Below are 26,617 nucleotides of genomic sequence, written 5' to 3' on the forward strand. Positions count from 1 at the left end.
GAAGGCGAAATGCTACTTGCAAAAGCTGACTATTACAAAACAACTGATTTTTCTAAAGTCGAAGGAGTTGCTAGATTCAGCAGTGAGGAAATTAATTCCATGTTGGAACAATCAAAAGGCTTCTTAATTAACATTCAGACGGTGAAAATTCCTAATGATTGCCAAGGTGTATTTTTTGTTCAAGATAGCATGAAGTGTATTGATGAACTAAGTCCATTAGCAAAACACAATCTGAAAAAGGTCGTTAATCGCAATGCTTATTTACCTGATTCTGATAAAATAGAATTAAATAAAGAAATTGAAAATACCAATAAAGATCAATCCCAAGAATTGGATAAAGACGTACCAGAAAAAAATGAAGTGACTGTAAAAATGTTCCAATTTGCGAAGTCAATTAATCGTTTGTTGAGTGGTAACCAACTACAGAAAAAACGAAACCTAGACAAATTGATTAAGCAAACAAAAGCAAAAGAAAATCAATCATTACAAAGGAATATTCCTTTGCGATAAAATAAAAACAAGAGGTGTATAAAATGAAAAAATTTATCAAAGATACAAAGTTTAAGCTTGGAAGTGCGGTTGTTGCGTTGGGTACATTGTTTATTACTGATCCAGTGTTTGCAGCCACTGATCCACAAGCGAAATTAGTTCAAGCGGGTAACACTATAAAAGGTGTTTTAACAGCCTTAATTGTTGTAGTTGGTGGGATTGCTTGTGCGAAGATTGTTATTAAATACTTGCCGTCTATTGATGACCCACAAGAAAAAAATACCATGTATAAAGCCTTGGGAACAGCCTTGCTTGTTACGGCATTAGGTGGGGCGTTGGTTTGGTTAGTACCTTGGGCGTATGACTTACTTGCTTAATAGAGAAGGGAGTTAGTTATGAATAGCGATCAAGTGAAACAAGCCCTATTAGATTTGTTAAATGCAGACACTGAAAAAGGGCGGACTTGGTTTTTTCCGTCCAATGTATCTGATCGGTACACAGTCATTTTAGGGCTAGATTTAAAACAATCAGCAAAAGCGATCGGTACGGCATTAATAAGCGTGCTATTGGCAATTCTTATTTTCCGTAGCACAGCCGTTTTTCCTTTAATTATCTATGTCATTGTTGGTTTGGTGTCATTTGGTGGTGTATGGGCGTTTTATACGATTAAACCAATTACAGACCGACCTAACATTTCTATATCTGATTTTATGAAGCAAAGAAAAGACTTTTCTAAAAGACCAAAAGTCTATTACAAAAAGCCAAAAGAACGAGTGTAAAAGAGAGGTGATTTAATTGTTTGATTTTCTAAAAAAAAGTTCCAAAAGTAACGATAATAAAAAAAGCGATACGATAAAAGAAATGATTTATTGGGAAGATAGTTCTCGATTTCAAGGCGTTTTTAAAGACTTTTTTGTCGTTTATCAGCCAGAAAAAAAGCAATTTAGCCTTGTGAGTATGCTAAAAGTTGACGGCTTAAACGTTGATACATTGCCAGTATCAGAGCAAGAAGGGTTAAACGAAGATTTTGGTGTCTTTCTATCTCAAAACGTTCTATATGAACCGCAGATCACTTCTAAGAATGTACCAGTAGAAATTGACGATTTTGTAGAAGCCTGGGGGAATACAGTAGAAAATTATCGCAAAATGCCAGGGCATAACGAAGCTTTATTACAACTAAAAGCTAGCTATTATTACCATTACAGAAATTTAGCAAGTAACATGGAAACTTCAAAGAAACAACATTTTGTAATTAATTCTGAACCAATTTCAAAGGAAACATACGACAGTTTGGAATTGTCTTATCAAGTGTTACGTGATAAGACAAGAACAATCAGAACAGCTTTAATTGCATTTTTAAGTAAATATGATTGTCAGGTTGAAATTTGTACGATTGGCGAGATGAAAAAGGTTTTGAATAGTTAGGAGCGTTAAAATGGAGAAGATACCAAAAGAGAAAATTATTGTAATACCCGAAGTTGATACGGACGTTGTATCTGATTTAGCACCATTTAACTTTACAGTAGAACGTGACAAATTATTGATTGATGATTCATACGCAGTTCCCTATGTCATTACAAAATACAATAATAAACCAAGAGGAAATTGGTTTAATCGTATTCGTAAAATGAGTGGAGATATAACCATATCTCATTATTACACTAAAGCAAACGGTAACTCATTGAATGATTATTACAACAGAACCATTAAGAACAAGCAAGCAGAGATCGATCGTTCGCATGATCCGTTGACGATTATCCGTTTAGAACGTGAAATGAAAATTGCACAAACGCAGTTAGAACAAGCCGTTGACGAAAACACTTCTTATCTTTATTTATATACCTATGTTTTGATCAAAAGTAAGTCCGAAGATAAGCTGAAAAAATTGTGTGAAGATTTTGAAACACGTTGTATCGCAAGTGGAGTAAAAGCGTTAATTCCATATACTATGATTGATAAAGCGTATTGGAGTGCCTTACCTTTACAATCTAATGAAGTGCCTGAATACACGTACACAATCGCTAATTCAATCAGTGCAAGCAGTATTTTTCCTTTTGATGATAATGAATTAAGTGTATTTACTAAAAATATGATTATTGAGGGAATTAATAAAGATACTGAAAATATCGTTAGTATTGATTACACCAACAGAAAATTAGTAGTCAATCGTAATAAATTCGTTTTTGGTTTATCTGGTGGGGGAAAGACCACTTACCTAACGTCAGACTATTTGAAAAAATATGCTTTTGCTGATAACTCAACAGAACTAAAACACCGAATTGTTTTATTTGATCCCGAAGATGAACAAACAGAACGTGTACGTTCTCTAGGGGGCGAAATAATCAATCTTTCGTCTATGTCAGATGTTCGTATCAATCCGTTTCAAATCTACTCACGCAATACACCAGATGTGGATTTAAAAGAATCGTTATCCGATTTTGAAGAGGACGAACTTGTAGAAAATCTTGAAATAAAGCACAAAGATTTTGAAATGACTGAAAATGATATTGATAAAGAAATCAGTAAACGAATGAATATTTTAACGCCATATTTCCTAATGGTGGATCACTCTTTGACTGACAGTCAATTATCTATTATTAAGTTAGAAGCTAAAAAATGCTATACGAATTTATACGAAAAGAAAAACTTGTCGAAAATGGAAAACACCGATTTTCCAACATTTTCAGACTTAGAAAATCGATTGAAAGCCTTAGAAGAAACTGATCCAAAAAGATACAAACGAATTGAAGATTTTATTTATTCATTAGAAGATTTTACAATCGGAAGTCGTACCATTTTTAACGGTCATACAAATATAGACTTAAACAATCCGTTAATTTGCTTTTCTTTGCGAGATTTACAGACCGAAGAAGGGATCAGAGATTTAGCATACCTCAACAGCTTTAGTTATCTATTTGAAGAAATAACCAACAATCCGCAAATTGTAACGTCTGTTTATGCAGATGAATTTCACTTTTTATTGAAGAATAAAATTAGTGCTGACTTTTTCTTCCAAGCATATAAACGCTTTAGAAAATACAATGCTGATTGTACCGTATCAACCCAACAGATTGATGATGTATTAAAAGCACCTGATAATATCGGTAAAGCAATTATTGGGAATAGCTTTACAAAAGTGTTTTTTGGACTTGATGAAACGGAAGCACAAGGTATTTCAAATGAGTTGAAACTTAAACTCACAAAAAAAGAATTATCGTTCATTACCTCAAAACGGCAAGGGGAAGCTTTACTTTTCCATGGTACAAAGCGAGCAAAGATAAAAGTAGATTTAACACAGGAAGAAATGCGTTTGCTTAACCCAGGCGAATATGAAGATATTTACGGCGTTAGTCCGAAGAAAGAGATCAACTGGTTGTTAAGATCGAAAATTCAATAGAAGGGAGAAGCAAATGAAATACAAAATCTTGAACAATTTACAATTTTACTATCAAGAGAACGTGATTGTCGTTCAAATAAACGAAAAATATCTGACGAATCGAGAACACATTTTTGATGTAGAAGAAAGTGAACAATATTTTGTTGATGTCGAGGAAATTTTAACAAAAGACGGAAAACTAGAAATTGTTTATCACCGTCCTAATGGCTATACACCACTACTTGATTTAAAAGAATATGCTGATTTTTATAAATTGGATATAGTGAATCGATTACTTGAAATGAATGTACTTGAGAAAACGAACACTTATCTAGCAATGCAAAATATTCTACTCAAAGATACACGTGACTTGCTATTTATTTATAAAGCAGATCATTTTGGTAATTTACCTTACTCAACTAAAGAAGAATTAGAGCAATGGAAAAATTTTATTTGTAGTTTTTTTGGTAAATACACGCTTGAAAAGTATGAGAAGAACCGTATCGAAGTTCTAGCAAAAGAAAAAAATTCATTTTTAAATGATATAGAAGCAGTTGAAAGCCTGGAATCATTAAGAGATTTAATAAAAAATCGACTAACCGAAGAACAAAAGAATTTCTTTTCTACTGAATTACAGGATAAGAAAGCAGACGTTCGAAAAATTCGCAGAAATAAAAGCTTAAAAATTGCGTTAGTTGTAGGTGTTATTGCGTTATATGGCGGTACGGTTTTTCTTATGAAAGTAAATGAGAAGAAACAAGTTACGGCTACACAGCAAAGCGCAGAAACCGAGATCACTATATTAAATAAGATTATTGATAATGATAGTGAAAATATCGAAAAAGATATGCAAAAGCTCAATTATCCTAAGAAAAAACAAGTTGATATTTACGTGAAACTTGGTGATTATACCAAGGCTTATGAACTTGATAAGAAGTCAGATAAAAAAATTATTCAAAGTCTGTACAAACAAGGAGAAACCGAAAAAATAGAAGCCCTTGATTTACCAGGAAGCGACTATTTAGCAGATTTCAAGAAGATTTTAGCTTATGACAATTCAACAGATATTGAGTACCTGGTTCAGACAAGTACCGATACAACTATTATAGAAGCGTTGATCGATCAAGCGGTAAAGAAAAAAGATATTCCAACGGTAAAAACAATCCGTCAAGTATCTATTACACAAAAAAAATTAACAATCGATCCTAAGAAACAAATCAACATGATTGATTTATTAATTGAAAATAACAGCAAAGAGTTAGAAAATATGTATAAGGATAATTCCTTAAATAGCGACTTGAAGAAAAAACAAACAAATGACCTATTAGAAGAAAATAACACGTTGCTTAGTGAAAAGATTGAATTAACAAACGCTGAAAAAGATTAGGAAGGTTGGTGATTTCATATTATGGGAGCAACGGCTGCCAAACTGCTTATTCGTTATCGAAAACCGATAGCAAAAGCAATTTTAGGCTTTTTCGTTTTTATCATTGTAATCTTCCTTCTTATTTTTAGTAACGATCAAACAGCCCCTAATGGTGGACTAGCGACAGAAAACAAAAATTTAAGTGAATCTGTTTTGAGATACAAAAGCACCGTTGAAAAATATGCTAGGCAATATGACGGTATGGAATATGTACCTTATATCTTAGCACTCATGCAAATTGAATCGGGCGGGAATGGTGGCGATCCTATGCAATCAAGCGAAAGTTTAGGATTGCCCCCTAACACTATTCAAGACCCCGAACGAAGCATACAACGAGGAGTTGAATTTTTTGTTCAAAATATGAAAGGTGCAATTAGCAGAGGTGCAGATATAAAAACAGCTCTTCAAGCTTACAATTATGGCGGTGGTTTTGTTGATTTTGTCGTGAAGAATGGCGGAACGTATTCTTTTGAATTAGCTAAACAATTTTCTATTAATATGTCAGGTGGCGAAAAAGTACCTTATGTAAATGCCATATCCACTTCAATGGGCTACAATTACCGCTATAATTACGGAAATATGTTCTATGTACCCAAACTACTTGAATACGTTAATGAAAGCCAGGCAAGCGCAGAGGACGTTCAAAACAATTCTAACAATACAGGTGTTGTTCAAGTTGATGTACCCAGCGAATACAAAAATAAATTACGTTATCCAAGATATGACGGACACAACTATAATACAAGCGGTAGTTATCCATTTGGGCAATGTACCTGGTACGCTTTTAATCGTATGGCTCAAATTGGCAAGCCAGTTGATGATTTTATGGGCAATGGTGGTGAATGGGGCTATAAAGGGAAAGCGTTAGGCTATAAAGTAACGAATAAGCCAAAAGTAGGTACGGCAATTTCTTTCCCACCTGGTTCTTTTGGCTCTGATCCAGTTTACGGACATGTTGCCTTTGTGGAAGTCGTAAATGCAGACGGTACGCTTTTAGTATCAGAATGTAATGTTGTAAGCCCAGGAAGTGGAACAATCAGTTATCGAGTAGTACCAGCTTCTATTGCAAATATTGCAAGTTATGTTGAATAAGGAGAGGAAGAAATGGAATTTGACAAAATAAAAGTAAGTTTATTTGTTTCAATGCTTGTTTTACTTGTGGTTACCATAGGCATGATTGTTTTTGGGATCAAACAAGGAGAGCAGATCCGCCAGTTAAAAAGCGAATTAAAAAGCGTACAAACGGAATTAGCAAACAAACAATCGGAACAAGACACTAACCAAAGCGAGTCAGAAAAGATTATCAAAGAATTTTATAAGACAGTTTACAACTATGAAAAAAGTCAAAAAGAAATATCTATGACAACCGTTAAAGAATTAGCAACAGACAACGTTTATCAAGAATTACAAAACGAGATCAACGTAAACAATTCATATAGCCCACAACAAAATACGATTCAAAAATCATCAGTAAATGAAAATGAAATTAAAATTCTTGCTTATGAAAGCAAAGATAATACACAACAGTATTTAGTAACAGCACCAATCCACCAGGTTTTTAATGGTACAAAAAATGATTTTGAAATTAATCAACTCATTCAAATTAAAAACCAAAAAATCACTCAAAGAACGACAATTCAATTAGGAGAGGAGTAGAAACATGACAAAGAAAAAGCAAGAGCAAGAGCAAGTAAAATTGATTGTCCTAGTTATACTTTATCTTCTATTGTTACCAGTAACATTGATTGTATTTAAATTATTACCTTATATCATTGCTAATGATACAAACATTGAATTGAGTACTTTTGTTACAAGCATTTTAAAACACCCTGTCACAACATTTTTAGAGATCATACAATCTGCTTACATGATCCCATTTTTTATCGTGCAGATCATTGTTTTAATTATTTTATTTGTATTTCTACACCCTACCAAACGCCAACCGTTTGAGGTTGTCGGAAAAACAAACCCTGTTCATGGATCGGCTTATTGGGGGGAAGAATCAGAAATAAACGCACCAAAAAATGTTCATTTGATCCCTGAAAAGTCAATGAAAAAAATATTAGAAAAGTCAATGAGGAGGGGGAAAAATGAGTAGTTTGTTAGCAGAATCAGACGGTTTAATCTTAGGGAAATTCCAAAGCGGAAATGTTGTGATCCAACCCGAAGATAGCAAAATAAGCAATCGAAATATTTTTGTAGTAGGTGGTCCAGGATCATTTAAAACACAAAGTTATGTTTTGCCTAATGTTGTAAATAATCGCAGTACGTCAATTGTTGTAACCGATCCAAAAGGTGAAATTTACGAATTAACCAATGAAATAAAAAAAGCCCAGGGCTACAAAACAGTTGTCATAAATTTTAAAGATTTCTTGCTAAGTTCTAGGTACAATCCGTTACTCTATATCCGCAAATCAAATGATACAAACAAGATTGCAAACGTCATAGTATCAGCAAAGAATGATCCCAAACGGAAAGATTTTTGGTTCAATGCACAATTAAACTTATTAAATACGTTGATTAAATATGTTTATTTTGAATATGAACCAAGCGCAAGAACAATTGAGGGTATTTTAGACTTTTTAGAAGAATTTGATCCACGCTATAACGAAGAAGGTGTATCAGAACTTGATGAACAATTTGAGCGGTTGCCAGACGGACACGAAGCAAAACGCAGTTACTATTTAGGCTTCCGACAAGCACAAAGTGAAGCAAGACCAAACATTGTTATTAGTCTATTGACGACTTTACAAGATTTTGTTGATAAAGAAGTATCAGAATTTACCAGTACAAACGATTTTTTCTTTGAGGAATTAGGAACGTCAAAAATTTGTTTATACGTGCTAATTTCCCCATTAGATCGAACTTGGGACGGCTTAGTGAATCTCTTTTTCCAACAAATGTTTACAGAGTTATATTTTTTAGGGGATAAGCACAACGCAAAATTGCCAGTACCTTTAGTTATGTTACTAGATGAATTTGTCAATTTGGGCTACTTTCCAACATACGAGAATTTTCTTGCAACGTGTCGAGGGTATCGTATTTCAGTTAGTACCATATTGCAATCTTTGCCCCAGGGCTTTGAACTTTACGGAGATAAGAAATTTAAAGCGATCATTGGGAATCATGCCATTAAAATATGTCTAGGTGGTGTAGAGGAAACGACCGCCGAATACTTTTCAAGACAAGTAAATGATACAACAATCAAAGTATATACAGGCGGAACAAGTGAAAGTAAAACGTCCGCAAAAACAACTAACCGAAGCGGAAGTAAGTCAGAAAGCTACGGTTACCAAAAAAGGCGATTGATTACCGAAGGGGAAGTTATCAATTTACAACAAGAAGAAAATGGCAGAAAAAGTATAGTGTTGATTGACGGTAAACCTTACATGTTAAGAAAAACGCCACAATTTGAATTGTTCGGAAATCTTCTTAAAAAGCATGAAATTTCACAGCAAGATTATATAAGCAGTCAAACGGAATTTGCCAAAGAATACATTGAGGAATTGGAAAAACAGCACAAACAACGAAAAGTGCAACTAGCAAGCGCCCCAATTTTTCACGAGAAGAAACAAGAAGATGATTTGAATAAAAAAGAAATAAATCTACCTGAACAACCGAGCGAATCAGAAGTAACAGAAGAAGAGGAAGAAAAAGAACTATTAATGAGTGATATTCTAAGTAGTTTTGATGAAGGTATAGAGGAAAACACAACCAACAATGACAACAGCGAATTACCATTTTAAAGATCGGAGGAAATCAAATGAATGGATTGAAAGAATTTTTTGGGAATATCCCAATGTTTCAAAAGCAAGTAGAACGAGAAATCGAAGAAAAAGGGATTGAACCTAGTGAGGGTATTAAAAAAATGGAATTTAGCCGTCAAGTGATCCGTAACGTAGTGATTGGCGTTTTAGTTGTCGGTATTCTTGCTTTTGTGGGCATTTCTTATTTTAACAATAAGAATCAACCACCAGTGACACCAACAGCCACCACCGCAAGCAAAGAAAGCAACCAGTCAGAAACAAGCGGAGAAGCCACAGAAAACAGCTCACAAGCCGTTCAAGGTTCAAGCGACCATTTACTCAAATTAAGTGCGAAAGAGCGAGCAGACGAAGCAACAGAAGCTTTTGAGAGTTGGTACAAGTCTTTCTCTAATGGTGACGTGATTTTAGAAATCAACAAAGAATTATTGAAAGAAGGGTCAGGCGGTACAAGCCCGATTGAATTACAAACAAAACTGATTGATAACTTAAAAGCCAAATTTGGCGATAAGGTATCAGAAGATTTTTATACAGGGCTACAAGCAAGCTTCAATTTCAATCCAGTGATCGTTGACGGTACCAAAGGGCTAACGATTTCTAAACAAAATGATGATAAAAGTCAATGGTTGTGTACCTGGTTCTTAGATACGGAAAAAACAGAACAAAATACAAAAATTGTGTTGCGCAATGATTTTTCACCCGAATATTTTGATTGGAGAAAAGATTCAGAAAGTAGCGATAAAACCAAAAATTTATTGACAGAAATTGATTGGGCTAATGATTTAAGCTATGAAACCATAGGTATTTCACTTATGCACTCTAGCAAAAAAATCGAGAGTCCTGAAATTGTATTCGTTGTTATGAAGTATAGTGACAAACTTGCTAAATGGCAGGTTACAGGATCGATTGGAGGTATTACTCAATGACGTTAGCAAATGACATAGGAAATACAGTAGGCGAAGGTGTTTCAAATGTTACCGAGGCTATCTCAAACGTTTTTGAAGGCGTAAAAGAGAGTGTCGATAGTGTGTTGCACCCGATTGATAGCTTGTTAGGGAATTGGGGCAGTGACTTGTTAGAAGCCAGTATGAAAATTGCCAATAAGACGACTTTTGATATTCCCAATATCGAATTGATTAGTACGATTACGAATGTCTTTGTTTTTGCCACAACTACCTTTGCGATTTGTATTGTGTTGTATAAGGTCATTGAAGCGCAAATACAAGCTTCTAATGGGAGTGGTGACGCATTGACCGCTAATATTGTTCAAAAGCTGTTTTACTCGTCTATTGCCTTAGCAACGTTGCCCTGGGCAATGAACTTTTTTATCAAAAAGATTGTTGCACCAATCGGGGAATATGTGATTCAACAAGTCGCTAATGATTTGAATGTGGAAACGATCGGTGAGCGATTGCGTAATTTCTTAGTATCAAATTTCTTTAATGGTGGCGTTAGTGCCGTTGTTCTCTTTGTTTTTGTGATATTCTTTGCCTTTTCCATTGCAAAGTATTTTGTAGCGATCTGTGTCTTTTATGCCGATTTCTTGGTACTGACTATGTTGACACCGTTAGTCGCCTTATCCCTTTTAACGGACGAGCAAAATTACTTTCAAATATGGATCAAAGAACTGTTATCCGAAGCACTCACAATGCTTATTAAGCTTATTTTGTACTTACTCATGATTACACTCATGATTGCTGAAAAATACACGTTACCAAACTTTATGTTAATGGTTGGTTGTGGCTTGTTGATTATCAAAACACCGTCTGCCCTACAAAATATGTGGTATTCAACCAAAGTGTCAAAAGGTGGCGGACTTGGAAACTTAGCAATGATGGCTATGTTTAGAAAATAAGAGAGGGGGATAACGATTGTCTTATTATTTTGAAATACGAATTATTCTTCCCGAAGAAGAAAAACAATTTTTGAATCGAAAATTAAGTAAAAGCGAATTATCCGAAGTCACACACTATTTACAACAAAAGACAAGTCGAGGAATTCCAGTTAAATTTCGTGTAGGTATTTTTAGAGTAGAAGATCAAACAAAAATTATGTCTGTTACGCTGAATACAAAAAATACCAAAGAAACGGACGTAATTAACTTGTTATTAAATCGAGTAACAGATCAACACGTTTTAGTTTACTTGAATGAACCAACAGAACCAACAACGCTTAATACGCAAGAATTAAATCGTCAGGAGTTAAAAACGAGTAATGAACGCCAAGAAATACCGCAGACAGAAATTCCAACTGAAACAGTAAATGAACCTAGTGTTATTAAGGAAATATCGAAAAAGAACCAAGCAAAACAAACGAATAGTAGAAAAGAATCACTATCAGAATCCATAACCAAGAAAAATGTTCCCAGAATTCATTTGTTCATATCTATTTTGACTCTTTTTATTGTATTATTGATAGGAATAAGTGTTATTCAACAAGTACAACTTCAATCAGTCAAAAAAGAGAGCGAATTATTGGAAGAACAAATTGAACGTGTCAAAGAAACGGATATTTCTCAATCGAAAATAGATACTTTTGGAAGATACTTTTTGACTTACTATTTTTCACAGGAAAAAAATCAAGAAAATTATCAGTCAAGTTTAAGAACATATGTATCCGAAAAGGTAGATATATCCGATTGGAAAGCGTTAGGGAAAACGCTTAAGAGTGTCAATTACTATGGTAGTGAACAAACAAAAAAAGGGTATAGCGTTGAATACCTTCTAAATGTTTCAGTAGACAATCGTAGTAAAATGCAAAAAATCACTTTTGAGGTTGAACCAACTAAAAACGGCTTTCTTGTGACAACTCAACCAAAACTTACAGACTTCTCTTTTAACTGAAATACGCTAAAAAGAGAGTGCTTAAACAATGGGAAAAATTAATTTAAATCAAATTTACACAGCAAAAGAAATGAGTGAAAGGATAGGTAAGAATAGAAATTACCTATCCCAAGCTTACCGTAATAACAAACATGAAATACTTAAAAATTTTAATTATCGAAAAATTGGTGGAACAATTATTTTCTCTGATAATCCCAATAATGATTTATCGCAATTGATTACAGCAAAAGAAGCAAGCCAGTTGTTAGGAAAGAATGATGAATACTTTGCCCACATTTATAAACGGTTTCCTCATAGACTAGAGGGAATCGATCACATTTATACAGGTAAAACATTATTCTTAACGAAAGAATCGCTAGAAGTTTTTAAAAAAAAGATGAATAAAAATGTCAGATAAAGCATATTTGTGATATACTATTTATGTACACAAATATTAGTTTTTAAGGAGAGAAGAAAATGAAAAAAATTGCCCTTTTAACACTTTTTAGTACAGCGCTATTGGTATCAGCTCCACTTGTTAGTTTTGCGGACGAGGCAACAGGTAGTTCAGGTGTCAGTGTTCTAGCTGATGATGTAGTTGATCCAGTAGAACCAACCGATCCAACTACTCCGGTTGATCCAGTTGATCCAGTTGATCCAGTTGATCCAGTTGATCCAGTTGATCCAGTTGATCCAGTTGATCCAGTTGATCCAGTTGATCCAGTTGATCCAGTTGATCCAGTTGATCCAGTTGATCCAGTCGATCCAACAGAGCCAACGGAGCCAACAGAGCCAACGGAACCAACGGAACCAACAGAGCCAACGGAACCAACGGAACCAACGGAACCAACGGAACCAACGGAGCCAACGGAACCAACGGAACCAACGGAGCCAACGGAGCCAACGGAGCCAAGCAAGCCGACAGAGCCAACAGAACCAAGTAAACCAGTAGACACAAACCCAATCGAAAACCCAGTTAATACAGATACAGGCGTTGTGATTGTTGCAGTTGAAGATAGTAAACCAATCATTCAATTAGCAGACGGAACAACAAAAAAAGTTGAAGCTAAAGAAATTGGAGCAGACGTTCAAAAAGACGGAACAGTTACAGTTAAAGGTTTAGACGGAAAAATGAAAGTTTTACCAAAAACAGGTGAAACAGCAAATATTGCATTGTCTGTCCTAGGTTCATTAATGGTATTAGGATCAGGAATCATTTTTAAAAAGAGAATTTAAGTAAATTTAAAAGCATGGTCGCAAGTTTCACTAGCAGCCATGCTTTTATTGAATCATTGTAGGACATTTTAAAGATAATTGCCCACTTTAAAATTAAACATGTGCTTAGAATCGTTCTAGGCAACACCAATAACAACCGTAGAATCAGCAACTTGGAATCATTTTACAATCATGTTATAACGTTGGTAATTATGCTAAAATCTTTTTTACGAACATAGTAGGAGAATTATATTAATTAATATAAATATTATTATCAAATTCTATGATTGATAAAGATACAGTATCGATAATGTTAAATAACATTAGTGTTACAGTGTTAAAATGGGATAATGTTATTTAATATTTTAACATTTGTGTTATTTAACATTTTAACACTATGGGTAAGTGTATTCCGGGGGAGATAATTATTGCATTAATAAGTAGATACGTTATAATAGTGTTAAATAACACAAAGGGGGAGTACGTGAATGGTAGCTACTGTTATGAGTTTTGCAAACTTTAAGGGGGGAGTAGGGAAAACCTCAACTTCTGCTTTAGTCGGATACAATTTATCTAAATTAGGGAAAAAGGTGCTGATTATTGATTTTGATGCACAAGCCAATCTCACTTCATTGTTACTTAAAACAAAAGCATCTGATAGCGATATTATTACGATTGATACATCATTGATGTCGGCTATCAATGAGAATATTTCATTAGATAGCATTGTTATTCCTATTAGTGATACATTGCACCTCATTCCTAATGCCGTAGATTTTTCCATGTACACACGTTATCTCGAACGAAACTTTAACACTGAAATAGAAAAAGTTTCTTTTTTCAGTGAATTAATCGCACCATTAAAAGATATTTATGATTTTATTTTTATTGATGTGCCGCCTACGTTAAGTCTTCTAAACGATACAGCATTCTATGCCTGTGATCAGATTATTGTTGTCCTACAGACACAAGAACGTTCCTTAGCAGGGGCAGAAGTGTTTATTGAGTACTTACAACAAACCCTTATTGATGAATTTCATTCGAAAGTTGATATCTTAGGCATTTTACCTGTCTTGAGTAAAAAAGGTGCCCGAGTAGATGATGAAATTTTGAAATCTGCTTACGAGGAATTTGGAGTAGAAAATATCTTCGACAACAAGATATCGATTATGGAACGGGTAAAACGGATGGATATGGAAGGTATTACGGATAATGATAGAGATATTCATGACCGTCGCGTCCACGAGACATTCACCCATGTTGCAAAAGAAATTATGACACGTTTAGAAGGGTAGGGAATCATATGGCTTTATTGGATCATGATAAAAATAAAAGCAAAACAACCGGAAAGAAACTTCTTACCCGCGGACCAAGGATAGAAGTGGATTCCCAAGTTAATAGAAGTGATATCGAAAAAACCACTCCTTCTGAAGTGGTAAAAGAGAATCCAACAAGTAGTTTGGCAACATTATCAACGACTATCACAGAACCTGTCAATATCCGTGTCGATAATCATATTCGTAACCGCATCGCTGCATTGATAACCATGGGGCATTCAGATACACAAAAAGAAATGGTTGAGACACTTGTTAATCTATTTATCGAAGGGTTAGAAAAAAGTGAACTCAAACGTTTTGAAGATTTAGTAGATATCTATGAACAAAAGGATTATATGAAACATCAGAAAAAGAATAATAAGAGGAAATAGAATAAAATGTTAAATAGCATTTTAATACTATAATACTTTGGGAATCTTCCTTACTTGTTTCACTTTTACTATTGAGAAGGAAACGAAAAAATCTATATGGTTATTATCTAACTACGAATTAAATTAATCTTACTGTAAAAAAACGAAGAAGAGCCAACAAGTATTAGAAATATAGGATCAAGTATGATAAAAAGAGCTACCGTATTAATGGTTGCATGAACGATGGTGCATTTTAGTCGACAACGATAAAGAGTTTAATTTTAAGCTATATGGTTTTTGAGAAGGAGAAGTTATGCAAAATATTTCAAGTAATACAAATAAAGCAAACAAAAATTTTAGTCAAGAGTGTCCACATTCAAATATTATTGATCCAGGAGTTAAAAATATGAATCTCCTTAATAATGTAATAAAAGGAGATAGTATTGAGACTATGAAACTAATGGAAGATGAATCAATTGATTTGATTTTATGCGACTTACCCTATGGTCATACTCAAAATCAATGGGATAGCATAATTCCACTAGATCTGCTGTGGGAGCAATATAATCGAATTATTAAACCTAATGGTGCAATACTCCTTACGGCTAGTGGTATGTTCACTGCTCAGCTTATGCTAAGCAATCCTAAAAATTTTAAGTACAAAATTATCTGGGAAAAATCAAAAGCCACAAACTTCTTAAATGCAAAAAAACAACCACTACGTAAATATGAGGAAATATGTGTCTTCTATAAAAAGCAGCCTACTTATAATCCTCAAATGAGTGAAGGGGTAGCTTATGATAAAGGAATAAGAAAAAACCAGTTAACAGGTAGTTACGGAGATTTTCTTCCAGTTAAAGTTAAAAGTAAGGGTTCACGATACCCAACGGATATGGTGTACTTTAAAACTTCTGAATCTGAAGGAACCGTATATCATCCTACTCAAAAGCCTGTTGAATTGGGAAGATACCTTATCCGAACTTACAGTAATCCAGGTAATATAGTACTAGATAATACTTGTGGCAGTGGATCTTTCTTAGTTGCTGCGGTACTAGAAGGAAGAAATTTCATTGGTATTGATAAAGATGAAGATAGTAATAGATTTAAAAATGATACAATAAGCTATACTGAAGTTTCTAAAATGAGGATTTTAGAAGCATTTAGTTCTTTAGATAATTCTGACAAAAAGGAGCAACTTTTCCGTTGCAACGTACTGGAGTGATTAGATAAAAATGGTGAGATTAGTAGAAAATGAAAGAAGTTGGGCGATAGAGCTCATTTCTGAAATAAATAGCTATCTGTCTTCTGTTAATTTACAAATGAAAAAGGCTGGCGGAGAAACTACCATTAATAACTATAGAAACGCTGATGGTAGCAAAAGAAAAATCATGTTCCCTGATGTATTAATCTATTCAGATTCCGAACGAAACAATTTACTTCAAGGTTGGGAAGTAAAGTTGCCGGACGTTCCTGTTCATAATGAAGAATATATAAGGGATGCACAGTATAAGGCTAATAAACTGGGACTTAATAGTACAGTTCTTTGGAATTTTCATGATGTTGTACTATATGTAAAAGACAATAACGGACACTGGAGAGTAGAACACCAGTGGAACAATTTAAATTCTATACAAAATAGGGAAGATGTACATAAGCAACAAGACATTTGGAAAAACTTCTTGATAGATTTTTTAATTGAACTATCTGACTTTTATACGAGAGGAGTTATCGAAGAGCGGAAACTAGTTGAAATTTCTAATAGTTTAACTACGTTTTTAATCGAAGATAACAAAGAATTTCTTGCTCAGTATTTAAGAACCCTTTCTAGAAGTAATCGTTTAATAGGCATTAATATTTCTAAATGGTGGAATATTGCAAAAAATGAATATTTACAAGACGAAAATGACGAATATGTTGCTTATTCTAAGAACATACTTTTAAACTGGATAATTCGATTCACATTCGGACACATTATACTTAATACACATACGTTGGCTACTCAACTCCAAAAAATCACTTCTGAAAACACTCCAGCGGAAGTTAATAAAATATTTCAGAGTATAACTGAAACAAGTGATTTTTATACTATATTTAGTTCTCAAGAATATAGTGAATTATTACCAAACAGTGTTTGGGGACGGCTAGTGGATTTTAACGCCTTTCTAAATGATAAAATCCTAGACCATGGATTAATGCAACAGTTACTGGAAAATTCTGTAAGCCAGTATAAAAGAGAAGTAATAGGTCAATTCACTACCCCAGAAAAACTAGCTCTTCTCTTGTTACACTCTACTGTTATAAACCTAGATGGTAATGATATTGATCCATGCTGCGGTACTGGTATAATTCCTAAAAAAATTATAGAATTAAAAGTAGCCAGCGGTATTTCAGAAGAAGAGGCTCATGAAAAAACGTGGGCTTCGGATAAAATGTTGTTTCCATTACAAATAGCCAATATGTCAATCACTACCCATACTTCTATGAACATAATCAATAAAGTATTCCAGAGAAATGTATTTGGATTAAATAATAATATACCTGTTAAATTAACCTCTCCTGCTGATGGAAATGAGAAAGAGTACGTTCTACCTAAATTTATGAATGTTACCTCTAATCTTCCTTTTATACCATTTGAAATCATAGAAGAAAGTGAAAGAGAATATATTTCTGAAATCAGTGAACAAATCAACCATGATACTAATGGAAATATAACATTTAGTAGACGATCCGATTTTTACTTCTATATAATTACCTATTTAAATAGTATTTTAGATGAAAATGGACGTATTGGAGTAATAACATCTAATTCATGGTTAGGAACGGATTCTGGTAAACCTTTTTATAACTTACTTATCCACTATTATAATGTGAAGACCATTATTATTTCAGGAAACAAAAAATGGTTTCCAAACGCAAACGTTATGTCGTCTATTATTGTACTTGAAAAAAAACTTAATTCCCTTCAATTACAGGAGCACCCCATTAATTTTATTGTATTGAAGAAATCTTTGAATGACTTAAGCGATGATGAAATTATCAATATAGGCCATGATATATTACTTGGAGATGAAAATGATGATATCTCCATAAATCCTTATAGTATAAGTGAAATTAATTCCTATACTAATGATTATCAGATTTCTCTAAATTCTTTATTCTATGATGTAAACTGGCTTAATGATTTAGAAGGTAAGATTGTGCCTGTTTCAGAGATATTTGATGTAATTCGTGGTATTAGACGTGGTTGGGATCCACTATTTTATCCTGAAGATGGTCATAATATTGAATCGATTTATATTCAAAGACTTTTAAAATCCTCAAGAAGTATAACGCACTATGACGCTCAAACTGATTCAGATGCTTTTTGTTGTTCCAAGAGCATAGAAGAGTTAACTAATTTAAATCATACAAGCGCTCTAAGTTGGATCGATAGGTTTAAAGGAGCAACAAACAACACCGGTAAGCCTTTGACAGAAGTTCTTGGGAGTGGAAGACAGAGGTGGTATGAAATGACGTCCGATGGTTCAATGGCAGAACTTGTAACCTCATTAAATCCAGGTTCTCGCTTGTTCTGGGCAAAACTTGAGGAACCTTCTTTTATCAATCAAAGATTAATCGGTATTTCTAGGAATAGTGCCTTTCAAAACTTAGATATAAATTTACTCCACGCCTTATTAAATTCGTTAGTGGGACAATTCTTTATTGAATCTACTGGTTTTGGAAGAGGACTTGGAGCACTTGATTTGAGTAAAGATAACATTCAAAGAATCAATATGTTAAACCCAAATATTTTATCTAATAATCAAAGAAATATAATAGTACAATCCTTTAATAAACTTAAAGAAAATCCAATCGGAAATACTTTAGAAGAAATAAATACGCCAATAAGGTCACAGTTTGATAAAATTGTTTTAGAATCCTTTGGAATGTTAGATAAGTACGAATTAATAAAAGAAAGCTTAATTAGAATGCAGTCCTCTCGCTTGTCCGCAAATAGCTAGTTTAAAATTCCTTTAAATACAGAGAAAAGAGTGGTAAAAGGTGTTCAGTCCCGACGCCACTTCGCGAATAAGCTCTGGATGGTCTCAGGCCATCCAGAGCTTATTCGCTCTTGTGATTCTAGACTGTATTTTTGAGCATGCTTAAGAGACAACAATTTAGTAAGCTCAATTAGCTCATCTCTATTTTAGACAGGGGAATACTGATTTCATTAATAGATTCTAAATGGCTTGTACTTCCTATAATTTCTTCAAGAACGATATTTTCTATTATTTTTTCAGTAGGATAATATAGAATAATGAGTGTCAAAACAATGATGAAATCATTTAGTTCTTATAAATTAGACAAGAGAAAATAAATATTCCATATCTACTTTATTGGATCCATAACATGACTAAATTCTGAATACTTTTTAAAGCTTATCATTTGGTAAAACTGAATATAAGTTAATTATATAGACTGAAAATTTTGAATTTTCAGAATAGAATAACTTAAAAGTACTGACAAAATTTTTTAAAGGGGCAATATTAATGTTCTGAGATAATCAAATCTTACCGAAAATATCAAAAGTCCAATGTGACACAATCGGATTCTGTCACATTCGCTAAAATCGCTCCATCCTTAGAGGCTCTAAGAGGAAATCATTTTTCTTTTAGGGCCTTTTTTCTATAGCTTGTTTAAATGTGACTTATCATCTGTTATAATCTTGTTAAGTAACATTTGAGAGGGGACTAAAAATGAAGAGCGTGGAACCGATTCGCGACAAAAAAAAGATCGATGCCATGAAGGCAATTTTGGCTGCCGGAAAATATGGGCAACGAAATTTAGTGCTCTTTTCGATCGGGATTAATACAGCGTATCGAATCTCCGATTTAAGACAGTTAAAATTAAGTGATGTATTAGAAATTTCTCGTGGACGGGTGATTGTTAAGGAACGTCTGGCTATGAAGGAACAAAAAACAGCCAAACACAATTCGGTCTTCATTTCGAACAAATTACGAAAGGTGATTCTCGATTATGTTCAATCAGAATTTTCTGAGCAGTTGCAAGTACAAGACTTCAGCAAATATTTGTTTCCAAGTCGAAAAGGAGCAGATACGCCTTTGACCCGACAAAGCCTTTGGCGGATCATTCATGAAGCAGGAACAGCGGTTGGGTTGAAAGAAATTGGTCCCCATTCGATGCGCAAGACCTTCGGCTATTTTTTGTACAAGCAAGGGACCAAAACAGAGATCATTCAGTCGCTGCTCAACCATTCTTCGCAAAGGGAGACCTTACGCTATATTGGGATCACCCAGGAAGATAAAGATACCGCAGTAAAGAGTTTGGATCTATGACAGAATAATGTCCTATGTAATAGAAGGAAAAATTCAAGAGGTACGAAAATGAACGAAGAAAAGCTTTCTGATTTTTCTGATATATACCAGTTGTTTCGCAAAAAGTCATTTTATCTAATGAAGAAAAAAATATGGATCTAGTATATAAAAAATTTGGAAGGAATTGAGTTAATCTTTAATATTATCTATAAAAAAATAATTTAGAATGTTAATTAAGATAAATCTTGTGTTAAAACTTTGAGTATTAGAGGAGAAGGAGAACGTCTTATGTTAGAAAAAACTGATGTTACTATGTATTCCACAGATGCTAGTTTCAGTTGGAACGGATACAACTATCAAGGGAAAGTTGGATTGCTTGTAGCTTTGAAGAAAATCGAAGAGATTAGGATTAGCGAAGAAGATTTAGCGGACTATTCTTTAGAATTAGAATGGCTGGAGGATTTTTCGATAAAAAAAAATAATGATTATATTACTATTCATCAAGTTAAGACTTATAACTCATCTGCGATATCAAAATATAAGGAAGCAATATGGACTTTATTAGCAAAAATATTAGAATTTAATAATATAGAAAAAGCTTATTTGCATTCGACTAACTGTTTGAATATGCCAGAAGATTTCTTAGAGAAGCAAAGCATCAAAATACCTTCTAATCCCGCAAAGAATCCTCTAATAAAATCACCATATGAGTGCTACAGATTAGTCATTGAGTCAAATAAGTATGATCAACTTTGTGAAAAATTAGATTTGTATGATTATGGAGACAAAGAAAGTGAAAAACGCTTTTGTTCTTTTGATGAAATTGAAACAAAAATCAAAAAGATGATAAAAAGTATTACCGGAATTGCAGCTAGTGATGAACGAATTAATAGGACATATCTTTGTCTGCTAAACTTGGTAGATACGAATATCAAAGAACGACACAAAGCTATCCAAAAAGGGGAGAAAAAAGGAAAAGTTAATATTAATTTTATTGATATCAAAGCAATTATAGATAAAAACCATGAATTACCCAGTAGGGAATACACCATATATTACATGAAAGATGAGTTTCAAAGAATTGCTTCACAATATATAGTTGAAGTTCTTGAAAAAGAGTTCAACATGCAATATTTGTCACAAGAAAATTTTGATCTATTTAAGCAAACTGTCGAAGAAATTTACGATTTGGACGATAGTGAATTTTATGAATTTTGCTTAAAAATATCACCAGACAATGAAGTTACCGCTGAAGATGATGATAATGCATTGAAATTTTTGAATAGTTGTCTCCCAAAGCAAGGGCTAGAGAATTGTTTCTTTGAAATTCTAAAACAGATACGAATGAAAGTTGAGAGCAAAAAATGGGTTTTCAATAAAAGGTTAAGTGATCATAAAAATGTTGTGTATCTGCCTTCTACAATACTTGATGATAATTCTCAATTTAGGAATGAGATGGTGATAAGAAGAATTTACAATAATGAGAATCCGGATTTATTGAGAGAAGTAGAAAAAATAATCACAAAAAATATTACAATAAATTCAATATATGATAGTAGAATATACCGAGATATTCCCGATCCAGATGATGAGAACCAAGAAAATCTAGATGATGAATATCATGACCGGATCACAATAATGAAAAAAATTGGTTTAATTAAGCTTGAAGAAGCAAAGGAGGAATTAGAGTGAAAGAAGTTATTGATGCAATTTTCTTAAATAATGGATTTAAAAAGATACCGATAGTGAATCCGTTCAGTGATACCGTTTCATTTTGGGGGAATTACTCTAAAAAAGCAACAAACTTTTATTTAATTGTATACACAGATGAAATTAATACAGAATTTATCTCAAAGCGAGTTCCAGAATACTTTAATGCTATTAAAACAATCGAAAAAGGATACGATGAGAGAATAGATAAAAATTTATCTATGCTTATTTGTTTGAGAAATAATACTACAAGTATAATTGAGCATAAAAATATATTTGAAATAGAAGAAGATCCGTATTTCTTTAAAAAATATTTACTTGTCTATAATAGAGATATTGAATCAATAAAAAAAGAACTTTTGATGGGAGAGGACATCAACGATACTATAAATAATATTGTTAATGACACAGAAAAGTTTGCCCAATACAAACAAGGTTTAGATAATCCCAATGTAGAACTATATGAAATATGTACTAAGTTGATAACAAAGATTCCATTTATTAGTTTGAAACACACACAAAGTAATCTAAATGACTTATCTAAAACTATAGAAAATTGTTTGGAAAAGAAAGGGCTTAAGGAAAGTAGAAATAAAATTTTGCAACATTTCGATTTAGAAGATGAAGATTTTATTTGCAGAATTGTTGATAACATTGATTTGGAGATTATTAAATATGATTAAGCAAAAAATAAATAAAATATATTTGAAAAATTTTAAGCATGTTAATGAGGCAGAAATTAGTTTTTGTAATAATGACTTAGTGGTTTTAGATGGTCCAAATGGTTTCGGGAAAACAACTATTTTTGATGCTGTGGAGTTAGTAATGACTGGGAAAATCAGTAGAATAACAAACACTATTGATCGCAGGTTAGGTTATGAGTATACGTTATTTTCTAATAATAATGAAGTAGATACAGAAGTTAGAATAGAGTTTGAAAAGGGAGGAGAAAAAATTGTAATCGCTAAAAGGATAGATTCCAAAAAGCATTATACTCAAATACAAAAAAGACCAGATAATTGGAATATTTTTCAAACCTACCGTTTGCCAGAGCTTATGTCTACATTTAATGAAGGTGAAATAATCTCAGATTCAGACGTAGAGGAAATCTTGGATATTTCTGATTTAGAAAGATTTTTCAACTTATTCTACTACGTACAACAGGAAGAAAACACTCTTTTTCTAAAAAAATCTGGAAAGGATCGAATGGAAGCTATATCCTCTTTATTTGATACTAAAGAAGAAGAAAAAGAATTGTTGACAATTATAAAGGCTAAGAAAAGAATAACGAGTAGAAAGGAACTTATTAGGGGACAAGTTAAAAATATCAAAAATCTTTTAGATGATTGGATGAATGAGTTAGAAAAAATCAAAAAAGATAATAAAGAAATTACTTTATATTTCAGACTTTTGCCTAAAAATTCAAATATAGAATGGGATAAGGAGGATGTAAATGTAGATATAACAACAAGAGAGAAGTATCTTAATGAACTTAGGGCTATTTATAAATTAAGAAAAAATGTTGAAGATTTTTTCAATACCCAATTCAATAATCAAATTGATGACTATCTATCAAACAATCAGCTACTTCTAAATACGATTGATTATTCCAATTTTCTTGAAAAACACGATGATTTTATTTCTTTAAAAGCAAAGGAAAAATCGATAAGACGCTTGGAAAGCGCATTTAAAAAAGCGGAAATTAAAAGTAATTTAGATATTTCTATATTTGAAGATATAGAAAATATTTTGCAATTATCACTTGATATTACAGAGATTAAAAGAGATTTGGAAGCCTTAAAAATATCAAAATCAAAATTAACTGATTTTTCAAAAATAGTCCAACAATTTAAAGAAACAAGAAAAGAGCTATTAAAAGATTTCTCTAAGATGAAGCAACCGATAGATAATGATTGCCCGTTATGTGGCGTTCATTTTGATTCGTATGATGAGTTATTAAAGTCTATTCAGGAAAAAGAAGATAAATTTGAAAAAATGACTGATTACGAAGGTCAATTATATGAACAAGGTTTAGATAGTTTCTATGTAAAACATATTACAAATATTGAACAAGAGATTAAAGAGTATTTATCAGAAAGTGAAAATATCATCCCTGATGTTTTTTATGAAGGTTTAGCATTAGCAGTAAAGAAGAAAGATCAGATTTTTGATTTTATTGAATGGTGTAAAGCAAATGATATAGAACTGGGGAATTTTATTAATATTGATGGTAATAAGACCATAAGTAGTGAAACTAGTTTACAAGAACTGACTCAACTTATACTGTCTAAAAAGAAAAATATTAGTTCAGGATACAAAGACCATGAGAACAAAAAATTTATTTTTGAAAATATTTTTAATTCTAACGAAATAGAATTAAGACAAGTTGAGCTGGAGTCCATCTCAAAGAAAGCAGAATATGTTAACTCACTCTTTTATAATAACGGATCAAAGAAAATAGAAGATTTAAAATCACAACTCAAATCAAATGAAATTAAAGAAAAAAAATTAGGTATATCTGAAATAATGGCAACGGATATTATATCCGTTTATGAAGCTGAAATTGCAAGACATTGGAGGAAAATTATTCGGGATATTGAGATTCCATTCTATATTTATAGTGGGAAGATTATTCAAAACTATCAATTGGGGTGTGGATTATTCATACGTGAAAAAGATAATTATGAAAAAAGCATCATGTTCGTTTCAGGGATAGAGAATGATCATGACGCGATTAACTATCTATCATCTGGCCAACTCTCGGGATTGGTAATAGCTTTTACACTTGCTCTGAATAAGGTCTATGAAAACAAATCACTAGGTGTGTTATTAATAGATGACCCTGTCCAAACAATGGATGAAATAAATATTGCGTCTTTTGTAGAGTTACTAAGAAATGATTTTAGTCAAAAGCAAATAGTATTATCAACTCATGAAGAAGAAATATCTAAGTATATTCGATATAAATTCTCAAAATATGGTTTAAAAACAAAAAGAATCAATGTTAAAAATCAGCTTTATAAATGATTATTTAGTTAAATCATGCTTATATTTGAGTTTCTATTATTAGTTAAGGGAGCGGCTCTGTATTCGTAATTTTGAATTCAGAGCAGTTAATAAGAGTATCAACTATTTTTATAATTTTCACAATATCAAATGCACTTTATTTTAAATCATCCACAGTTTAATTATATTTTAAACTACGTTAACAATGAATATGGGTAATCCAAATTCATTGTTAGCAAAGCAGCAGTTCTATTAATAAATCTGATTAAAAAACATCCATTCCATAATGCAAACAAACGTACTGCATTTCTAGCTGCATATGTTTTTTTCAAGCTAAATGGCTACTCACTAAAAATGGAAAATCAGGAAGTCGTAGAACTTGTAGTTAGAATTGCCACTTATCAGGGTGAATTTGATGCGTTAAAAGAGGCAACGACAGATATATTAAAAAATAATTCAACAAATATTGATACAAAAAAATAGAAGCAAACTAGTGATTCAGTTAAATATGGAGTGCTAGTTTGTTTTTATTTTAGTTTACATAATATATATTATACAAAGATTAAAATTACTGGCGAATGTTAGGATTAAGTGCAACAATCAAATAATTCCATATAACAATCATTCGTGATTTGGTCTATTATATCATGTTCCGTTTTTGATATATAGCTTATTGTTCGTTTTTTTCTTTTTATAACGATGTAAAATCATTTTAATTGTTTCTAAGAAATTTTCGAATACTCTAAATCAAATTTAAATTGCGGTGATTTCCATTTGAAAAGTTTTCTTGGTCGTAAATTCATACTTTGAACGGCCTGATTGATTTTATGTTGAGAAATATTTTTAAAATTAGATGGTTTTGGAAAATATTCTCGTAGTAATCCATTATGGTTCTCATTTGATCCTCGTTCATGTGGTGCGTACGGATTAGCATAATAGATTTTGCAATCAAAAGTATCTTCAATAAGTCCAATTTCGAACTGATTGACAAATTCGCTTCCACGATCGCATGTGATTGTTTTCACACCATTTGGATACATTTCGACTAAACGTTTAATTGCTGACATCATTGATCTACCTGTTTTATTTGGGATCTTAATCGCTATATAATGCCTCGTTTTACGTTCGATAAACGTCGCTAGGCACGCTGAGACACCTTCTTGTCTAGACACGACAGTATCAGCTTCCCAATGACCGAACTCCGTTCGTAACTGAACCTCTTCAGGCCTGTTACTCAACGTACGTCCCTCAAAAAAAGCTCGATCTGGACGTTTTAATCGGTTACTCGTATTTTTTATTTTGTAACGTTTTCCACGGTTACGTAATTTTTTTATGTCGAAAGGAACAATTTTTTTATAAATCCAACTATAAATAGTTGATGTACAAACCTTTACGCTACGAACGGCATTAGCGATCTGCTCTGGCGAATATTTCATATCAAGATACTTCATAATCGTTTTAGTGTTGTGCACGGTGGCCTTAGTAGTTGTTCCGCAATTTTTCTTGCGAATACGCGCTAAATTACCAGCGCTTGTTGCTTGATAAGGCAAACTAGCGAGACTCTTCTTCTTTCTTTGCTCAGACCCACGTTTGATCTCTCTAGAGATCGTTGATCTGTGACGATCCAATCGGCGAGCTATCTCAGCCTGAGATACCCCTTCCCTCAGATACGCTTCTATTTGCCCACGTTCTTCAGACGATAAATGGTTATACGACATTTAAAACCCTCCTAAAAAAATAAGTTTAGTAAACTACGCTACTCAGAAATCACAAAGAATACTACTCAAAAATTGCTTAGTGACAATAC

The 26,617-nt window shown here is 32.9% G+C and carries 23 protein-coding genes and 2 pseudogenes; 24 read left to right on the top strand and 1 reads right to left on the bottom strand.

Translation table 11 applies throughout. From position 1 onward, the window contains the following. The 24 genes and pseudogenes from ACKTSC_RS12010 to ACKTSC_RS12125 all read left to right on the top strand — a co-directional run. A pseudogene (locus ACKTSC_RS12010) lies at window positions 1-510 on the top strand (MobQ family relaxase); the annotation flags it as partial. 23 nt (window positions 511-533) lie between these two features. Further along, window positions 534-866: a CagC family type IV secretion system protein gene (locus tag ACKTSC_RS12015; protein WP_407857728.1), complete on the top strand. Its 333-nt coding sequence runs from the start codon at window positions 534-536 to the stop codon at window positions 864-866. 18 nt (window positions 867-884) lie between these two features. Continuing rightward, complete coding sequence (locus tag ACKTSC_RS12020) at window positions 885-1,268, top strand: glycosyl transferase (RefSeq protein ID WP_001083514.1); 384 nt, start codon at window positions 885-887, stop codon at window positions 1,266-1,268. 16 nt (window positions 1,269-1,284) lie between these two features. Beyond that, window positions 1,285-1,914 carry a hypothetical protein gene (locus ACKTSC_RS12025; RefSeq protein ID WP_002325627.1) on the top strand — a complete coding sequence of 210 codons (630 nt, stop codon included), beginning with the start codon at window positions 1,285-1,287 and terminating at the stop codon, window positions 1,912-1,914. 10 nt (window positions 1,915-1,924) lie between these two features. After that, window positions 1,925-3,886 (top strand): VirB4 family type IV secretion system protein, encoded by a 1,962-nt coding sequence (locus ACKTSC_RS12030; protein ID WP_407857729.1) that lies wholly within the window; start codon window positions 1,925-1,927, stop codon window positions 3,884-3,886. Between the two features lie 13 nt (window positions 3,887-3,899). Then, window positions 3,900-5,252 carry a conjugal transfer protein TraF gene (locus ACKTSC_RS12035; RefSeq protein ID WP_407857730.1) on the top strand — a complete coding sequence of 451 codons (1,353 nt, stop codon included), beginning with the start codon at window positions 3,900-3,902 and terminating at the stop codon, window positions 5,250-5,252. 21 nt (window positions 5,253-5,273) lie between these two features. Beyond that, entirely contained in the window at window positions 5,274-6,383 is a 1,110-nt protein-coding gene (locus ACKTSC_RS12040; RefSeq protein WP_407857731.1) for a lysozyme family protein, read from the top strand. 12 nt (window positions 6,384-6,395) lie between these two features. After that, window positions 6,396-6,947 (top strand): hypothetical protein, encoded by a 552-nt coding sequence (locus tag ACKTSC_RS12045; protein WP_407857732.1) that lies wholly within the window; start codon window positions 6,396-6,398, stop codon window positions 6,945-6,947. A gap of 4 nt (window positions 6,948-6,951) precedes the next feature. Continuing rightward, a complete protein-coding gene (locus ACKTSC_RS12050; RefSeq protein WP_407857733.1) occupies window positions 6,952-7,389 on the top strand; it encodes a hypothetical protein in 438 nt (145 codons plus the stop codon). Beyond that, window positions 7,382-9,037 carry a VirD4-like conjugal transfer protein, CD1115 family gene (locus tag ACKTSC_RS12055; RefSeq protein ID WP_407857734.1) on the top strand — a complete coding sequence of 552 codons (1,656 nt, stop codon included), beginning with the start codon at window positions 7,382-7,384 and terminating at the stop codon, window positions 9,035-9,037. The genes ACKTSC_RS12050 and ACKTSC_RS12055 overlap by 8 nt, the downstream gene beginning before the upstream one ends. Window positions 9,038-9,054: 17 nt before the next feature. Next, the gene (locus tag ACKTSC_RS12060) at window positions 9,055-9,981 is read left to right on the top strand and encodes a hypothetical protein (protein WP_407857735.1); all 927 of its coding nucleotides are present in this window, start codon (window positions 9,055-9,057) and stop codon (window positions 9,979-9,981) included. Next, a complete protein-coding gene (locus tag ACKTSC_RS12065) occupies window positions 9,978-10,910 on the top strand; it encodes a conjugal transfer protein TrbL family protein (protein WP_311809124.1) in 933 nt (310 codons plus the stop codon). Before ACKTSC_RS12060 ends, ACKTSC_RS12065 begins: the two co-directional genes overlap by 4 nt. Window positions 10,911-10,926: 16 nt before the next feature. Continuing rightward, the gene (locus tag ACKTSC_RS12070; protein WP_002425009.1) at window positions 10,927-11,898 is read left to right on the top strand and encodes a hypothetical protein; all 972 of its coding nucleotides are present in this window, start codon (window positions 10,927-10,929) and stop codon (window positions 11,896-11,898) included. A 28-nt stretch (window positions 11,899-11,926) separates the two neighbouring features. Further along, window positions 11,927-12,295, top strand: a complete 369-nt coding sequence (locus tag ACKTSC_RS12075) for a hypothetical protein (RefSeq protein WP_000516429.1) — start codon at window positions 11,927-11,929, stop codon at window positions 12,293-12,295. Window positions 12,296-12,354: 59 nt separating this feature from the next. Beyond that, window positions 12,355-13,113 carry an LPXTG cell wall anchor domain-containing protein gene (locus tag ACKTSC_RS12080; protein ID WP_407857736.1) on the top strand — a complete coding sequence of 253 codons (759 nt, stop codon included), beginning with the start codon at window positions 12,355-12,357 and terminating at the stop codon, window positions 13,111-13,113. 467 nt (window positions 13,114-13,580) lie between these two features. Then, window positions 13,581-14,387 (top strand): ParA family protein, encoded by an 807-nt coding sequence (locus ACKTSC_RS12085; RefSeq protein ID WP_407857737.1) that lies wholly within the window; start codon window positions 13,581-13,583, stop codon window positions 14,385-14,387. Window positions 14,388-14,395: 8 nt separating this feature from the next. Next, window positions 14,396-14,800 carry a DUF5388 domain-containing protein gene (locus ACKTSC_RS12090; protein WP_375812903.1) on the top strand — a complete coding sequence of 135 codons (405 nt, stop codon included), beginning with the start codon at window positions 14,396-14,398 and terminating at the stop codon, window positions 14,798-14,800. 292 nt (window positions 14,801-15,092) lie between these two features. Further along, window positions 15,093-16,001, top strand: a complete 909-nt coding sequence (locus ACKTSC_RS12095; protein WP_407857738.1) for a DNA-methyltransferase — start codon at window positions 15,093-15,095, stop codon at window positions 15,999-16,001. A gap of 10 nt (window positions 16,002-16,011) precedes the next feature. Further along, window positions 16,012-18,780: an N-6 DNA methylase gene (locus ACKTSC_RS12100; protein ID WP_407857739.1), complete on the top strand. Its 2,769-nt coding sequence runs from the start codon at window positions 16,012-16,014 to the stop codon at window positions 18,778-18,780. A 735-nt stretch (window positions 18,781-19,515) separates the two neighbouring features. Then, window positions 19,516-20,115 carry a tyrosine-type recombinase/integrase gene (locus tag ACKTSC_RS12105; RefSeq protein WP_407857740.1) on the top strand — a complete coding sequence of 200 codons (600 nt, stop codon included), beginning with the start codon at window positions 19,516-19,518 and terminating at the stop codon, window positions 20,113-20,115. 267 nt (window positions 20,116-20,382) lie between these two features. Beyond that, the gene (locus tag ACKTSC_RS12110; protein WP_407857741.1) at window positions 20,383-21,786 is read left to right on the top strand and encodes an ABC-three component system protein; all 1,404 of its coding nucleotides are present in this window, start codon (window positions 20,383-20,385) and stop codon (window positions 21,784-21,786) included. After that, the gene (locus tag ACKTSC_RS12115) at window positions 21,783-22,487 is read left to right on the top strand and encodes an ABC-three component system middle component 1 (RefSeq protein WP_407857742.1); all 705 of its coding nucleotides are present in this window, start codon (window positions 21,783-21,785) and stop codon (window positions 22,485-22,487) included. Before ACKTSC_RS12110 ends, ACKTSC_RS12115 begins: the two co-directional genes overlap by 4 nt. Beyond that, a complete protein-coding gene (locus tag ACKTSC_RS12120; protein WP_407857743.1) occupies window positions 22,480-24,831 on the top strand; it encodes an ATP-binding protein in 2,352 nt (783 codons plus the stop codon). The genes ACKTSC_RS12115 and ACKTSC_RS12120 overlap by 8 nt, the downstream gene beginning before the upstream one ends. A gap of 207 nt (window positions 24,832-25,038) precedes the next feature. Then, a pseudogene (locus ACKTSC_RS12125) lies at window positions 25,039-25,293 on the top strand (type II toxin-antitoxin system death-on-curing family toxin); the annotation flags it as partial. 239 nt (window positions 25,294-25,532) lie between these two features. On the opposite strand, the gene ACKTSC_RS12130 reads toward ACKTSC_RS12125, so the two are convergent. Next, complete coding sequence (locus tag ACKTSC_RS12130) at window positions 25,533-26,528, bottom strand: IS30 family transposase (RefSeq protein WP_407857744.1); 996 nt, start codon at window positions 26,526-26,528, stop codon at window positions 25,533-25,535. Window positions 26,529-26,617: the final 89 nt, after the last annotated feature.

Origin of the sequence: Enterococcus hailinensis (genome assembly GCF_045862035.1) — a bacterium.
Taxonomy (GTDB): Bacteria; Bacillota; Bacilli; order Lactobacillales; family Enterococcaceae; genus Enterococcus_A; species Enterococcus_A hailinensis.